Origin of the sequence: Mycobacteroides franklinii, assembly GCF_002013895.1 — a bacterium.
GTDB lineage: Bacteria > Actinomycetota > Actinomycetes > Mycobacteriales > Mycobacteriaceae > Mycobacterium > Mycobacterium franklinii.
On record NZ_MAFQ01000008.1, the window covers coordinates 45,033 to 59,207 of the forward strand.

A 14,175-nucleotide genomic window follows, 5' to 3' on the forward strand; every position below is an offset into this window, starting at 1 on the left:
CTTTCGATGACAGGCCCGACCTCACCGCCTCGAAAACGGAGTCGGGCCTGTTGCTTTTTAGGGTCTAAGCGGCGTTGGTCGGCAAGCTCTCGACATAGGCATCGAGGGCTTCGGTCGTGTATTTCCACCTGTTGCCATCGCGCACCGCTTTGACCGCGCCACTGCGGCGCAGGTCATCGAGCCGCCGCACGGTCATGGACAGGTACTGAGCAGCACGTTCGCGGTCTCGCAGAGCTATCTCCAGCACAGTGCTCATAGAGCGCCTCCTCTCAAGTTGCTAGTCGTACGGTTTTCGCACGTCTCACGTAACCACACTGTGACGCGGAATCCTCACTAAATCAACTGTTACGCTTAGGAATACACCCATATAGGTGTATTGTTGACCGCTCGAACACTCCTCCCATTCGAGTTAGCTAGACGTTGCCGCGTCGCGCATCCGAGTGCGGCAAGAAGTGGTGTCCCCATCGGCAAACGCGCAGGTCAGCCAGACGAAGTGCAACAGTGCCCGCGCGAACCCGTTGGAAGACACCAAATCCGAGGTTCCGCAAGGGTGTGCCGAGTGTTAACACCTCGTATCGCGAGACAATTAAATGTGACCTTGGTCACATGCCTGTATTAGAGGGCGTGCAACACGCGCCGCGTTCGTCGCCAGGACGGAGCGCAGTCCACCATCCACTCGCGCGGAGACACCGCGTGGGCTCGAAAAGCCCGGACCCAGGAGGACCAAGATGCCTCAAGACAATCAGTGGAACTACGAAGACGGCGTGGTGCGCGGAGGGAGCATCTGCCGAACCGACGATCACGCCACGGCGCTCGACGCCCAGACGGGCAAGGCGCTGAGAAACCTCACCTCGCCGAAAGTCGAGAACCACAAGTTCATCTCACCAACGTGCTCGTGCGGATGCCCGCACTGCTGCCGGTAGGTCGCAAGCCCGAGAGTCGGACAAATCGGACAAGATTCAGCGAAGTTACATGTGGTCTGGAAATTCTCTCTTTCGATTCTCGGCGTGTCGTGCGGCGTGTCGCATTAGGGAGAGAGAATTTCCAGACCCTGTGTAACTTGAGCCAGAAATGTCCGATTTGTCCGACTAGCCTTTGAACTGCGAAAAAAGGACGTGTAGGTCGCTGATGGACTGCCGGATTCGACTCTGTGCAGCCGCTCAGAGATGCGGTATCACGGACTCTCGGACCAAAGAAGACGGCGACCTGCGGATTTATCCCATCAGTCCGCGTGCGTTCCAGGGGTCGATTCAAGTTTCCGTGAGAATGTCCGATTTGTCCGATAACGCCGACTGTGCCCGCCGACCTGGCGTTGTCGAGCCCCCCCCCCAATGTCCTTGGATTGGGTGCTATCGGGGACTAGCGAGTGACTTGTTCGTGTAGACAACCGTGAAACACAGGTTGAGATCATGACCGCTCACACCCGGGTCACTCGCGATGGCAGCATGCAGACTCGGTGTCGGAATCGGCACCTCCGCAACCGTCTGCGACGGTAGTTGCTTGAGTTTGCGTGCCTGGTCGTCGCGGTCAATAGCCGATTGGACGCGCACAGCGGCGAGATTACGCTCGACCACGCTGGTGAAGCAGCGTGAAACTGCCTGCTCCCAGGTGTATCCACCGCTCTTCCTGCTGTCCAAGTCCACCTTGTCTTGATAGTCCTGCGCCGTGTAATCGACCAAAGGAGGACTCGACCAGAAGGGGTCTTTGAAATCGACAGATGACGGGTCTTTCTCGGAATCACACGCCGCGCTTCCCAACCCGACCAGCACAAGCGCGGTTACTCCAGCCACCCTCCGCGTCACAACGCGCACACCCAACATCAGATCCCCTCCCGATTCCAGGAACGCCGTCGCGTCCCCGCCTGCACTGGACGCTACCCACCCGAACAGCCTCGGTGTGCGTAATCGCTCTCGGCGCGCCGTCGTCGGGCTCGAAGTGTCAGAGCTGTTCGACATACTGCGTCCATCACGCCCGTCTGGGCAGAAAGGTGGTGGACAATGAGGCTCCCGCTCCAGCTCGGTGTCTATTCAGTTCTCGCTCTCGTGGTCCCCATCGTCACTATCGACGGCATCCACAATTGGCGCGGCTGGACACTACTGGCAGTCGAGATCATCAGCCTCTGCGGCTTCGTCGCGTGTCTGTTGCACCCGGTACCCCACACGATGAGCCGACGATTCCTGGTCTACACCTGCGCCGTCCTCTCTACTCAAGCGGTGGGAATGCTCGGGGCGATTTTCAGCCTGGCGTTCCCCCGTGGTCCTGGTGCACCAGCAGCCCCTACCGCCCTCTCAGTCATCTGCTCGTTCGCCACAGGTGCGCTGTCACTGTGGGCATTCATGATGGTCCGCACCTGGCTATCGCGAGGTATCCGAGAACACCTACCGCCCCGAACCGATTCGAGGTCTGCACTGCGCAAGTACGCAATGACATCTGCAGCCGTACTCCTCGTGGCCTATGCCTCCTATTTCGCCCTGATCCCCCGTCAGATCGTCCTCGCACTCACGGGGGCCTCCTTAAACGCCGACATGCACCCGGACACAGGAGATACGGGCGGCTGGATCGCGCAGACACTCGACCTGGCCGTCGCGGGCCTTGAAGAAGAACCCGTCTACATCGGTGTGGCCTTCCTGCTGTTCCCCCGAGCGGGCCGCTCCTGGAAGTCGTTCGCCACCGTCGCTGCCGTCACCTCGATGGCACGCACCCTCTTGCACGTGTACTACGGCTCCGGTCAAGGCAACACTCTGGGAACTGTTTCTGCTGAATTCGCCTGGTGTGCAGTGTGGTCCACCATCAGCCTGGCCGTCTTGTACTGGACTAAGAGCCTGCTACCCATCATCATCGGACACGGGATGCACAACCTCATGGATAACGACCCGTCCACATGGAACCTCGAAGGATTCTGGCCGGTACCGATCCTGCTTGCCGAGGTAACAGCACTGGGTGCCGCCGTCATCGGATTCGTCATCTTCATCGTGCTCTGTGTCCGAGACGAGATTTTCAAAGCCCGTCAATCCAAGAGTGCACCAACACAACCCGCAATGCCCTGGCCCAACACCCATGGCCTGTCGAGTCGCCGTTGAGCTGGGAGTATCGAGTCCCCTGCGCGCCGCTGGGTCAGACAATCACGACCATGAGCCCGCGTACGTCCGCAGCTTCTCCCCTCCTGACTTGTACGCTTCAATGCCCCCGCTCCCGTTGATCACCAGCGGCACAGCGTCGGTGAACGACGCCCGCATGATCGCTGACCGTTCGGGCTGCTCACTCGCCACAGGTCAGACCCGAGGCCGTAGCCTTACCACCCATGGCACCTACACTCCGGGCAGCGCGCGGTATCGGTGCTGCGATCTTGCTGGCAACCATCACGGCCCCGTGTGCCGCTGCCGACCCTCCTGATTACTCCGCATATCGGGCTATCGACCCGAAACCTTTTCAGACCTATAGCACCTACGGCGGAGGGGGTGTGCAGTTCACCTCACCGACCGGGCTGCTATGCCGGATCGTGGTCATCTCGCGTGGAATGTTCGCCTACGCCGAGTGTTTCGGTAAGCTGCCCGGTGCCGAGGGAAGTAATAAGGTGGACATCAGTACCACATCGGGCGGATCGGGCATATTCACCACCACCACCAAAGCTGATTTCCTCGCCGAACAGACGGCAAGCGGTTACCTGGCCAGCGAGCCGACCGGCGAATCAGCCTTCTACCCGCTGCCTGTAGGTAGCAGTATCACCTACACCAGCAGCGTCTGGTCGGGCACTTGCGCGGTCGACGTTGACACCACCAGCTGTACGGTGCACACCACCTTGCCCGAAGACGACCGGACCAAGAGCTTCGTGCTAGGCCCGACCGACAGCACAATCCGGTAAAAGCCCCCATCGCAGATAGGACTACCACACCAAGGGATTACGGGGAGTTCATGGAGTCCGTGTTCAAACTTGCTAATCGCACGCTGGACGAGACATCGCCGGCTCAAATTGGTGTCCACACCCAGCACCGGCTACACACCGCACTCGCGGAATACATCAGCAGGCACTGACCATCACTCACGCAGCTTTGAGCGTGAAGTCCACGGTCGCGGATGGCGGCGTGATGCCCACCGGGCAGCCCGGACCGTAGCGGGTTCCCTCCCCCACGCCTTCCAGAGTCTGCGGGTTCCACGTGTAGTGAAAGCTCGTGGCGTCGGGGATGATTGAGCCATCTGGGCAGGCTATGTCCATGTGAGTGACATCCATTTCCCACCGCCCCTTCGTGAGCCTCGCCTGCGCGGAGGTGCAGCCTTCATGCTTCTCGTTGTCGCACACCCGCACCGTGCGACAGTCCTGGCCGCACGACGTGAAAAACCAATGGTTGGTCACTGTTCCGCCACCCTCACGGTTCGTGCTGGTCTCGATGTAATGCCCGCTCAACTGCCCAGGATCCGCGTCCGCAGATGGCGCGGGCACAACACTGGTCGCGACCAACACCCCGAATACACTGCTGCACAACCGATATTTCATGGGTCAGCCCGCCTGCCGCAGTCCGTACCAGTACCAGCCGCCGCTTCCCTGGAAGCATTCGGATTTCGCCGCAGGCCAGGTGTCACCGCCTTGTCCGCACACCCACGAGGAGTGATACGGGCCGAACAACGCCCACTGCCGTCCTGGCGGGGCGGGATACGGCGGAGAAGGCTGGGCACTAGCTGCAGGAGCGAGTCCAAGACTCAGAGCTACCGCGAGCGCTAATAGCGCTGTGCAGAACAGTTTTTGACTCATCACGGCACCTATCGGTCGTTGGTGTACGGAAGTGAGGTCCCGTCTCCGAGACCGCTCAAGAACCCGCGCTGGCGCGGCACGGTTGCGTGCTCCCGTGAAGCCCGAATGTCGTTCTCCGGCAACGCGGTGTCGTCGTCGTCATCGTCGTCATCGTCGTCATCGTCGTCATCGTCGTCATCGTCGTCAGAGCGTGAGCTTGTGTAGTCGCGCATTTCTTGCGATGTGTCTTTCACCGCCATCACGAATGCCCATGCGAGAAGGGCTCCCACAACGATTAAAACCCAGCCCCACCAGGGGATTCCGCCGCCGCTGTCCTTGTTGTTCTTAGTCGTTGCGGGTTTGGTGGGGGCAGTGGTCGGCGTGACCGTGACCGTGCGGGTGGGACTATAGGTCTGCGGCGGGTGGCTACGGTTGAAGTCATCCATACCGCGCTCCCACTCGTCTTGTATCCGCTTCTGCCGCTCATAGTCGGGGTCACCGGGGTAGTAGGTCGTCGGGTCGGCCTGGGCCACTGGCACCGCGCCTCCCGTGGCAGGCTCGCCGCCGAGCATCGTCAGGGGTATTGCGGCCACCACAGCGGCAATGCCCACCGCAGCACCGATCAGTCGAATATTCATGCCCATAAACACCCTCTTCTATGCATCGGTCACACCGCCAGGACGTACGGGTCGAATACCGGTGTCGTTGAATCGCAGCTCAATGCTGCCCTCGGGACCATCCACCACCAGCAGATTGGCCGCGTCCATGCCCGACGCCGAGAATCCCTCGCGCAGCGCCGATAACCCCGCACCCCAACGGTCGGCTGAATCACCTGCCCGCGAAGCGAACCGCAACACCAGACCGCTCTCGTCTACGGCAGCGCCGATGAGCACCGGTAGGTCGATGGTCGTCACGTGCCGCTCGTAGAATCCGTGTTCGTCGCCCCCAGACTCCACACGGGTACTGGTTATTGTGATGCCAGCGGCGTCCATCAACGGAGCCAGCCATTCATCGTCACGGACCAGTTCAAGCACGGTGTACCGTCGTCCGATTTCGACGATTACGGGGCCGAGTCCGGCCTCCCAGGAGACGTACGACAAATCGTCAAGGAGCCAGGGCTTTTCGTCGCGCACAATCGACGACAGCAGGTCTTCTTCTGCCACACCGCCACCGGGATGCAATAGCAGAACCGGGCCACTGTCCGTGACACCAGGAACCGCCAAAGCGGAACGCAGTGACACAGGGAGCTGTGCGCACCAGTGCGTCACCCAGATCGGCGGCTGCCCGTCCGAACCGCCCGTGTACACCACCTGTTCGGCGACCTCGACCGTCTTGGACTCCTCGGTTGCCTGTGCGATGTCCCGTTCGGGCGCTGCGGTGACGTGATCAGCGTTCGGCGCTGCGACCGCACTTACCGCCGTCTTGCTCTGTGGCTTCTTCTTGGCTTTCTTCTTTTTCTTGGAGGTGGATTTCTTCTTAGCGGACCTGTTCTGCGTCGTTGATGCTGTGCTCGCTGGGCGTGAAGGAGCGCTCGGACGCCGAGGCACATAGGTGGATGTATCAAGACCCGACAACACGAACCCGAGCACCAGGACGGCAATGGAGGCCATAAGCACCTCGATGGCCCCGCTGCCCGTGTCCAGCGACACGCCCTGCAACTCGTCCTCGGGCGCCTTGATGAGAGTGGCCTTGTTGAATATCGCGAGCACGGCGAGCGCCACGCCCAGAAAACCAGGTAGTGCAACGGTTTTCAGAGCCGAGTCGGAATCGAGAGACTCGGTGTAGTGCAACGCAGACGCACCGATGATGGCCAGACCCAGTATCAGCGTGACCCACGCGATGGGATAGCCGTGCTCCATGACGGGTGTATCCGCCATCCACGCCACGACGGAGCTGAACGCGCCGGTCCCCGAGACCCTCACTCCCACGCTGGGTATTTCGACCCAAGTCTGAAATCCCGCCACCGCGATGACCAAACCCGCACCACCCGCCAGCAGCGAGACAGCTTTGTATCCGCCGATCCCAGCCCCCTCCGTTCCTGGTGTCACGAGTCCGTGGTGTTGCGCCGAACGTATCAACCGATAAGTTGATTTGTCTACTTATAGGTCGATGACCTGGGGGTTTGCGCCATCCAGTCTTAACGGGTGCCGAGCGAAAAGGTGTCCCCCGTCCCCAACCCGGACACCATCGACATCACCGCACTCGCAGTCGAGATTCAGAAGCAGCGTGTCACCGCAGGACTCACGTTGGATCAGCTTGCCGAACGCACGGGCATCCCCCGCAACACGATCCACCGGTACGAAAATGGAAAGCTGAACCCCACCGCCAAGGCGCTGTTGCGCCTGGCCATCGGGCTAGAAATCAACATCAGTGAGCTGGTGAAACCCCTCTGTCAACGACGGGCGAAAATTGACCCCGTAGCGTCGGTTGAATTTTGACCCCCTTGGTTGTGGTTATTTGTTGGTTTTGACCAGTTCTCGGCGTGTTTTGGTTCGGTAGGAGTCGCCGTTGATGGTGATGACTTCGGCGTGGTGAACCAGCCGGTCGATGAGGGCTGCGGCGACGATCTCGTCGGCGAAGACTTCACCCCAGCGGCCGAACGGCATGTTCGAGGTGATCAGGATCGAGCCTTGTTCGTAGCGGCTGGCGATCAGCTGGAAGAACAGGTTGGCGGTGTCTGAATCGAACGGTAGGTAGCCGATCTCGTCGAGGATCAGCAACCGGTAGCGGCGTAGCCGTTTGAGCTCTTGTGGCAGGCGGCCAGCGTTGTGGGCGTCGGTGAGCCGGGCCGCCCAGCCGGTTGCGGTGTCAAAGAGCACCGGATAGCCACTCTGGGCGGCTTTGATCCCCAGCGCGATCGCGAGATGCGTTTTGCCGACTCCGGGTGGTCCGAGCAGAATCACGTTGTCGCCCTTGGTGATCCATGTGCTTGTCGCTAGATGCGCGATGGTCTCGCGCGGCAACGTGGGCACATGGTCAAAAGTGAAGTCCTCCAACGTTTTTGTCGCCGGGAACCGGGCGCCGGCGATCCGCATGACGGTGCCGTTGGCTTCGCGTTCGTTGACTTGGCGTTCCAGAACCGCCGCCAAGTACTGTTCGTGACTCCACGTTTCGGTGCGGGCACGATCGGCCAGCTCGGCCCACATCCGGCGGATCGTCGGGGTCTTGAGTACTCGGGCCAGGTAGTCGATGTGTTTACCGATCTCATTGCCGCCGTGCATGTTTGGTGTGTTGTGGGTAGTCATGAGGATTCTCCGATGGTGGTGAAATCGACCCCGTAGAGGTCGTCGTAATCAGGCAGGGACCGCATGGGCACCTGGTGCCCGTCGCGGTGGGTGCGCACCCGGCCGGCATCACCGCCGGTAGTGCGTTGCTGGCGGTAGTGGCGGCGCAGGAGGCGTCCTCCGAGCACCGAGAGAACAACTCAAGGTACGGACCCGGCGAGGACGCCACCACCAGTTCCAAGAACTCCCTCGGCTTCTGCGAATGGGCGCGGCGTGGAGCGGTGAAGTGATTGCGGATGTCGCGCCGCAGGGTCGGTAGTCCGCCGCGTACACCGAACAACACCAACTCCGTGCCGCTACGGAAATAGTTACCCATGCCCATTTGTGGCTTCACCCAGGTGATTGTCGTTTTGTACTCAAATCCCCACTCCGACATCACTTTTAGCCCATCCGCCAGGTGACTATTGGTCACCCACAGATATAGATGCGAGTCCCGAGCCGCATGCTCGCGCACCACCCGCAGCTCACACAGCTCTGTCGTGGTCATCGTCTCGTAGTGATTTTCCGCAGCGGCACGTGACGCTCGGTTCTCGTACCTCCACGGGGGATCAGCGACGACAGTGCGAAACTCCGTCATCCCGCAACCTCGCCATCCACGACCCCCACACCCTCGGATTCCCGTCGAGCACGCCACCCCGCGACCCGACAAGCCTCACTGCACCACACCCGACGACGGCCTCTTTTCGGGTGCCGCAACACCGCTGAGCACCCCACACAACGGTGCTGCGTTTCCGTAACACCAGGCCCCTCCTGTAACGGAAATTCCCCCTCGCCGCCCAGACTCTCCAGAGCCCTGTTACTCCACACCACCTCGATCCGCCGGCCGTCACCGCTGCCTTGCGCCGTCAACATCGGAATCTCGTAGCGGTACCAGCCATCCAGCATCCCGTCCCACAGCGCACTGGCATATCCGCTCACCACGACCGACGCATCAGCCCCGACGCACGCCTCGGCCAACTCCTGGTGAGCCTTCTCCGACCTCATCTCCACCCGATACTCCCCGCCGCGCCGAACCCCCTTATCCACGATGTACGGAGGGTCCACATACAGCAGGTTTCCACGGTCACCACCGTACGCCGAAACCAGCTCGACGGCGGGGCGGCACTCAAGACTGACTTTCTGAATCCGCTTGGCTGCCTGCGCTATTCGACCCGCATACCTTTGCAACACGACAGGCATCGGGGTGGACACGGGCCGCAAGTCATGCCTCCACCCCGTGCGCGTGAGGCTTCCCGACCTCCCTTGTGTTAACGCCACGAACACCCGCCGCGCGACTTCCAGCTCGTCCAGTTCACTCGAAATCTCTTGCGCCAACGCCCTTTCAGTTCTGCTGTGCGGAGTCAGGGAGCACACCCGTTCCAGCTCATCAGGTCGGTCACGTAACACCCTCCAGAAGGTCATCAGATGACCGTCCAAATCGTTGACCGTCTCTTGCCTGCTCCGCTTCTTGGCCAGCAGGACTGCCAGGGAGCCCCCGCAGACTTCGATGTAGTGTTTGTGCGGGGGTAACACGCCCGCCAGGCGCGGGGCCAGCCAGCTCTTTCCGCCGAAGTACGGCACGGGACTCTTGACCACGTGCGAGATGTTACCGGAAATCGTTGGAACTACTGGGATTTCCGCACCCGTAATCCACAGAGCGCTCCCCGACCGCGCCGCATGTGAAACACACGACGTACCACGGAGTGTCGTGCTGGTCGGACTCACTCAACCCGTCCCACCAGGTCGTCCACTCGGACACTTGCTCAACGGGAATGGCGTGAATCTGCTGATGAATCCACTCTCTCGGACGCTCGTCTTGCTCACCCGCGAGGATCCTCGCCTTCTCGGACTCGGACATCGGACTCCAGTTCATCGCGTCGAATCCCGCGTACGGCGCACTGAGCAGCTCGTCAATCCGCGCAATGATGTCGTCGGGCTCGGGCTCGACCCACTCCCGCTCGGGCATCCACTTCTCGGCTTCCCCAGCAGCCCAACGCAATTCGCTAGCCGAATCATAATCACCAAACCCCTCGCACCATGTGGCTGCCTGTCGCGCCGTTTCGGGCGTTAACACTTGCTCTCGCATCGAGCGGAAGAGATTCCAGCCGCCCGTGACGATGACCCACTCTCCGACGACGGCGGCTCTCACGGGCTATCCCGTCTCCCCGAGAACCCGATACAGCGTGGAACGTCCGACACCCAGACTTTGAGCCACGTCGCCCACTCGATGACCTGCTGACACAAGCGTTTTCGCTTGCTCGACCTGCCCAGCGCTCATCGCCGTGGGACGCCCAATCTTGGCTCCCCGCAACCGAGCTGCCGCCAGCCCAGCCTGGGTTCGTTCGACAATCAGTCCCCGCTCGAACTCCGCGAGCGCCCCGAACACCGAGAGGATGAGCCTCCCCGACGCCGAGCTGGTGTCGATGGATTCGGTCAACGAGCGAAGATGAATTCCCCTCTGCGAGAGGCTCTCCACGAGTTCCAGCAGGTGCCGTAGGGAGCGAGCGAGTCGGTCGAGCCTCCACACGACCAGGGTGTCACCCTCGCGCAACACTTCCAGACAGCGGTCGAGTTCGGGTCGGCTCGACACCGAGCCCGACACCCCCTCGTCCACGAACACCCGCTCGACGCCAGCGGCTTGGAGAGCGTCGAGCTGGAGCCCCACGGACTGCTCGGCGGTGCTCACCCGCGCGTAACCAATTAACATGTCTCTAAACCCTCCGATGCCCGAGATACGGGAATCCTGTTGTGGGACAAGGTTTCGGGACGGTGAATGTCATGGTCGGCGTAACACGCGCGCTCGGAGCCGAGCTGTCCTGGAACCGAACGGTTTTGGGACACGGTGAGGTGGGCGTACAGACCGACGATGGTCAGCCGCTCGACGGGAGTCAAGGGTGGCTCGGCATCACTCATCAATAACCACCCCCTCGACGTACTTGTGCACGAGCCTCGCCCAGTACCAACGGAGTTCGGCGACAGATGCCTCCCGTGAGGTGTCGGCACACAGGGCAAGCACCTGATCCCCGCCGTCCTCCTCGTGGCGGGACTGGAGGGTTCGAGCCGCCTGGAGAACCCGAGACCAACCCAACGTCAGTTCTGCCCACTCGGCGGGATGGTCGCCTGCCGAGCACCGCTGGGCGTCGGGGCCACGGGCGTGTTGCGGTTCATCGAACAGCTCCGTGAGTGCCATCAGATGACCTCGGAGCGTGGGGTTTTCGGACATGCTCTGAAGCTAGGTGGATTGGGCAGGGAGGGCAATCGAGAAGGGTGCACGTCCCCGCGCAGGTCAGAGACATGAAGAAACCCCGGAGGAAAGTCCTCCGGGGTTTCTAGCGTGTGATCACGCGGCGGTCTGGTGCAGCTCGAAATCCACTCCCATCCGCATCAGCACATCGACCAGCCGGACGATGGCTTCGTTGGACTGCTCACATTCGGAACACGATGTTCCGCAGGTGTTTTCGGGCATCAGTGCGCTCCCTCTGCGAGTTCCTCTTCCCATCGACTCAAATCTTCAAGCTCTGCGTCAAATCGACATTCGGAACATACGATAGCCTTGTCAACTTCCGACATGTCTCTCTCATCGCATTCGTCGCCGCATCTTGGACAGTTCCGCATCGCACGACATTCGGAACATACGATAACCGAGGCAACTTCCACCATGTCTCTCGCATCACATTCATCGCCGCATCTTGGACATTCCAGCATCACATTTCTCCTTTCTTCTTGTGCACCAACCTTTTCAGTGCACCCAGTGGATGCCAGGGTCACGAACCCCACGTGCCGCACCATGACGGTCGGCAGCACCCTCCCGGTCACGCGGCGCGCCGCGCCCGCTTCGGTACCTTCTTCTCGAACACCCACAGGAACGAGTGAACCTTCCTAGCGTGTTTCTGCGTGCTCCAACGGTTCATCGACGTGCGTGCCGGAGGCACGAGGATGAAGAAGTCCCGCGCGTACAGACCCATCGACTCGGCGTCCCCACGGAGTTCGGCATGAGACCAGCACTGACGCCCGGACTCCACCTCGTCCTTGCCTTTGACCAGCAAGCGCCCACCGGGCTTGAGAACGCGCATCGCCTCAGCCATACCGTCGCCGTACAAGGCGCGAATATCCTTGTGGCTCATACCCCCGGTCGTCGCGGCGTTGTTGTACCGCGAGTCGGTCTGGTGCTTGCCCGGGTTATGAATGTACGGGGGGTCGAGCACCACCACGTCAGCACTTTCGTCGGCATCCGGAAGTGCTCGAAAGTCAGCCAAGAGCACGTCGCCCACAGCAACATGGGGCGCGATGTCGCTGCCGACCAGGCTGATCGAGCCTGTATCCATCTTCTTCCAGAACGCGCCCTTCCCCCACGTGACATCTCTGACCAGACTTCCCGGTGGGATGTACAGCGGGGCGATGTGAGCGATGAGGTCAGCGTTGTTCCCGTTCACGACGCTGGTGATTGTCCAGGGCAGTGCTCCCGCCGCGCGACGTGCTTCGTCTGCCCGCGCACGCAGGTCATCCAATAGCTCCTGCATCGTCCGGTAGGACCGTAGAGCTGGGTCTAGTTCCACCTCGCAGTCCAGGTCGGTGATGGTTTCTGCCAATACAGTCATGTAGACTGCTCCTATCTTCTTGTTGAGACCCGCCGCACTTGGGTTGCCTCCCAGCGGCGGGTCTCTTCTTTCTGTCCCATCGGGATTGATGGGAAGTCTTTTGTGGTCAAGCAGCTTTCGCGTTCGCCAACTCGGCAATCCTGTCCGGAGAGAAGCCACTCCAGTGCCGACCGTCAGGAAGCAGCACCACCGGAAGCGACGTGTACCCGAGCGACACCACCGTGGCGCGGGCTGCGGGATCACCAGTCACGTCCACAGAGCGATGTGGTACATGCAGACCCGCGAGTTTCCTTTTCGTCGCAGTGCACTGCGGACAACCAGGTTTTGTGTACACGACGACAGACATGTGTTTCTCCTTGTGCATCAAAAGCGTTGATACGTCGTGGATGCCAGGGTCACGAGCCCCGCGTGCCGCACCCGTTGTCGGGTCGGCAACACCCTCCCTTACTCAGGCTGAGACCCGCACGTTCTCGATGTTCTTGCGGCGCACCATCTCGGCCGCGACCAGCTCGGGCATCTCGACGCCGGTCTTGTTCCGTGCCATCTTCGAGGCCCATGGGGAAGGATGACCTTTGCCCACCAGCTCCTCCACGAGCTGGTGCGTCTCCACCGCGCGGTCCACGAGCTGCTGGGCTTCAGTGCCAGTCATTTCGGCGGTCATCGAGTCGCCCAGCACGCCGATCACTGCGAGGGTGTCCGTCCGTGTGACACCGCGCAGCACGGTTTGACGAGCAGGCCCGAACATCCTGTCTTTTGTCCACCAACTAAGCGCCTCGAACACCCAGCCCGTCCGTGTGGTCTTTCGCCGCACGGCTTCCCGCAGGTGCGCGGGCGTCACGTCCGACAGCAGATCAATGTCACCCTGCGGGGTGAGGTGCTTGAGCAGACGCTCGTGCCCGTGTGCCCCTGCCAGCTCGTATCCGCCCCGGTGGGACATCATCGTCCGTTCGGCCAGCTCGGCGTCGCGGCCCCGGTACAGCACTTCGGCCAGGCTGCCAGACTCGCGCAGCACATCTTTGATGTCGCTGCTGACAGCATCACCGTGTTTGAAATGCCTTGCGGTGCTTGGTGTCCTACCACTGCTCGCATATTTGTTGTTCTGCCACAGGCGGTACTCCACGGCGACGAACTCAGGCTTCTGGCCCTCGACGCCCCCCTGTTGCTGCTGCGCCAGCAGGTCGGCGGCGATGCCGCCGGAGTTCTCGTGCCGCGCGGACACGATCAGGCCGTGGAGCGCGGCGGTCGCGATGTCGAGCTGTGGTGTGGTCATGCCGAGACCCGCTCGCCCCGAGCCGACCGCTCAGTGCGCATGGCCAGCCAAGCCTCAAATTCGTCCTTCGGATACCGCACGCTGGAGCCGACTTGAATGCTCAGCGGCCCGGTGTTCCGCGAACGCCAGTACGAGAGCGTCTGGCGGCTTACCTGCAACCGGCCTGCCACCTGGGCGGGAGTCAGAAACTCCTCCGCTAGCACTGCTTTGTTCCGTGCCATCTCACCTCCTTGAAAATCCGTTGTGGACTAACCATCTATTTTAGATAGTAGCACACGCTTTGGACGTGCTGTCCGTTTTGGATGATTGGGTATAGAT

Annotated in this window: 21 protein-coding genes; 4 read left to right on the plus strand and 17 right to left on the minus strand. The window is 61.2% G+C overall.

The genetic code is table 11. The features are described 5' to 3' along the window. Positions 1-64 precede the first annotated feature (64 nt). Entirely contained in the window at positions 65-256 is a 192-nt protein-coding gene (locus B4393_RS14670; RefSeq protein ID WP_078334751.1) for a helix-turn-helix domain-containing protein, read from the minus strand. 472 nt (positions 257-728) lie between these two features. Here B4393_RS14670 and B4393_RS27485 point away from each other — a divergent pair, with 472 nt between their 5' ends. After that, positions 729-923, plus strand: coding sequence for a hypothetical protein (locus B4393_RS27485; protein WP_131832274.1), 195 nt, complete (start codon positions 729-731; stop codon positions 921-923). Positions 924-1,349: 426 nt separating this feature from the next. On the opposite strand, the gene B4393_RS14675 is transcribed toward B4393_RS27485, so the two are convergent. After that, positions 1,350-1,955 carry a hypothetical protein gene (locus B4393_RS14675; RefSeq protein WP_131832275.1) on the minus strand — a complete coding sequence of 202 codons (606 nt, stop codon included), beginning with the start codon at positions 1,953-1,955 and terminating at the stop codon, positions 1,350-1,352. A gap of 42 nt (positions 1,956-1,997) precedes the next feature. Between B4393_RS14675 and B4393_RS14680 the strand changes: the two genes are divergently transcribed. Beyond that, positions 1,998-3,080 (plus strand): CPBP family glutamic-type intramembrane protease, encoded by a 1,083-nt coding sequence (locus B4393_RS14680; protein ID WP_078334753.1) that lies wholly within the window; start codon positions 1,998-2,000, stop codon positions 3,078-3,080. 221 nt (positions 3,081-3,301) lie between these two features. Beyond that, the gene (locus tag B4393_RS14685) at positions 3,302-3,862 is read left to right on the plus strand and encodes a hypothetical protein (RefSeq protein ID WP_078334754.1); all 561 of its coding nucleotides are present in this window, start codon (positions 3,302-3,304) and stop codon (positions 3,860-3,862) included. 177 nt (positions 3,863-4,039) lie between these two features. On the opposite strand, the gene B4393_RS14690 is transcribed toward B4393_RS14685, so the two are convergent. From B4393_RS14690 to B4393_RS14700, 4 genes are all read right to left on the minus strand, one after another. Further along, positions 4,040-4,402: a hypothetical protein gene (locus B4393_RS14690; RefSeq protein ID WP_133052516.1), complete on the minus strand. Its 363-nt coding sequence runs from the start codon at positions 4,400-4,402 to the stop codon at positions 4,040-4,042. A 93-nt stretch (positions 4,403-4,495) separates the two neighbouring features. Next, positions 4,496-4,747 carry a hypothetical protein gene (locus B4393_RS27490; RefSeq protein ID WP_131832277.1) on the minus strand — a complete coding sequence of 84 codons (252 nt, stop codon included), beginning with the start codon at positions 4,745-4,747 and terminating at the stop codon, positions 4,496-4,498. 8 nt (positions 4,748-4,755) lie between these two features. Continuing rightward, positions 4,756-5,364: a hypothetical protein gene (locus tag B4393_RS27825; RefSeq protein ID WP_165697969.1), complete on the minus strand. Its 609-nt coding sequence runs from the start codon at positions 5,362-5,364 to the stop codon at positions 4,756-4,758. A gap of 18 nt (positions 5,365-5,382) precedes the next feature. Next, the gene (locus tag B4393_RS14700) at positions 5,383-6,774 is read right to left on the minus strand and encodes a hypothetical protein (RefSeq protein ID WP_078334757.1); all 1,392 of its coding nucleotides are present in this window, start codon (positions 6,772-6,774) and stop codon (positions 5,383-5,385) included. 96 nt (positions 6,775-6,870) lie between these two features. Here B4393_RS14700 and B4393_RS14705 point away from each other — a divergent pair, with 96 nt between their 5' ends. Continuing rightward, positions 6,871-7,164 carry a helix-turn-helix domain-containing protein gene (locus B4393_RS14705; RefSeq protein ID WP_078334758.1) on the plus strand — a complete coding sequence of 98 codons (294 nt, stop codon included), beginning with the start codon at positions 6,871-6,873 and terminating at the stop codon, positions 7,162-7,164. A gap of 15 nt (positions 7,165-7,179) precedes the next feature. Here B4393_RS14705 and istB read toward each other — a convergent pair whose 3' ends face one another. The 11 genes from istB to B4393_RS14755 all read right to left on the minus strand — a co-directional run bounded on the left by istB (position 7,180) and on the right by B4393_RS14755 (position 14,078). Further along, positions 7,180-7,947: an IS21-like element helper ATPase IstB gene (istB, locus tag B4393_RS14710; protein WP_109557532.1), complete on the minus strand. Its 768-nt coding sequence runs from the start codon at positions 7,945-7,947 to the stop codon at positions 7,180-7,182. Beyond that, positions 7,931-8,587 (minus strand): MT-A70 family methyltransferase, encoded by a 657-nt coding sequence (locus B4393_RS28455; RefSeq protein ID WP_078334760.1) that lies wholly within the window; start codon positions 8,585-8,587, stop codon positions 7,931-7,933. Before B4393_RS28455 ends, istB begins: the two co-directional genes overlap by 17 nt. Continuing rightward, entirely contained in the window at positions 8,584-9,585 is a 1,002-nt protein-coding gene (locus B4393_RS14720) for a DNA adenine methylase (RefSeq protein ID WP_236743174.1), read from the minus strand. Before B4393_RS14720 ends, B4393_RS28455 begins: the two co-directional genes overlap by 4 nt. A gap of 10 nt (positions 9,586-9,595) precedes the next feature. Continuing rightward, positions 9,596-9,955, minus strand: coding sequence for a hypothetical protein (locus tag B4393_RS14725; RefSeq protein ID WP_131832278.1), 360 nt, complete (start codon positions 9,953-9,955; stop codon positions 9,596-9,598). A gap of 186 nt (positions 9,956-10,141) precedes the next feature. Beyond that, the gene (locus B4393_RS14730) at positions 10,142-10,696 is read right to left on the minus strand and encodes a recombinase family protein (protein WP_078334762.1); all 555 of its coding nucleotides are present in this window, start codon (positions 10,694-10,696) and stop codon (positions 10,142-10,144) included. Positions 10,697-10,894: 198 nt separating this feature from the next. Next, positions 10,895-11,212 (minus strand): hypothetical protein, encoded by a 318-nt coding sequence (locus tag B4393_RS14735; RefSeq protein ID WP_236743175.1) that lies wholly within the window; start codon positions 11,210-11,212, stop codon positions 10,895-10,897. 117 nt (positions 11,213-11,329) lie between these two features. Then, positions 11,330-11,455: a hypothetical protein gene (locus tag B4393_RS28290; protein WP_269087568.1), complete on the minus strand. Its 126-nt coding sequence runs from the start codon at positions 11,453-11,455 to the stop codon at positions 11,330-11,332. A 346-nt stretch (positions 11,456-11,801) separates the two neighbouring features. Next, a complete protein-coding gene (locus B4393_RS14740; RefSeq protein WP_078334763.1) occupies positions 11,802-12,587 on the minus strand; it encodes a TRM11 family methyltransferase in 786 nt (261 codons plus the stop codon). Between the two features lie 106 nt (positions 12,588-12,693). After that, positions 12,694-12,951 (minus strand): glutaredoxin family protein, encoded by a 258-nt coding sequence (locus tag B4393_RS14745; protein WP_394334244.1) that lies wholly within the window; start codon positions 12,949-12,951, stop codon positions 12,694-12,696. Positions 12,952-13,035: 84 nt separating this feature from the next. Further along, on the minus strand, positions 13,036-13,857 hold the full coding sequence (locus tag B4393_RS14750) for a hypothetical protein (protein WP_078334764.1): 822 nt from the start codon (positions 13,855-13,857) through the stop codon (positions 13,036-13,038). After that, positions 13,854-14,078 (minus strand): helix-turn-helix transcriptional regulator, encoded by a 225-nt coding sequence (locus B4393_RS14755; RefSeq protein ID WP_078334765.1) that lies wholly within the window; start codon positions 14,076-14,078, stop codon positions 13,854-13,856. Before B4393_RS14755 ends, B4393_RS14750 begins: the two co-directional genes overlap by 4 nt. Positions 14,079-14,175 lie beyond the last annotated feature (97 nt).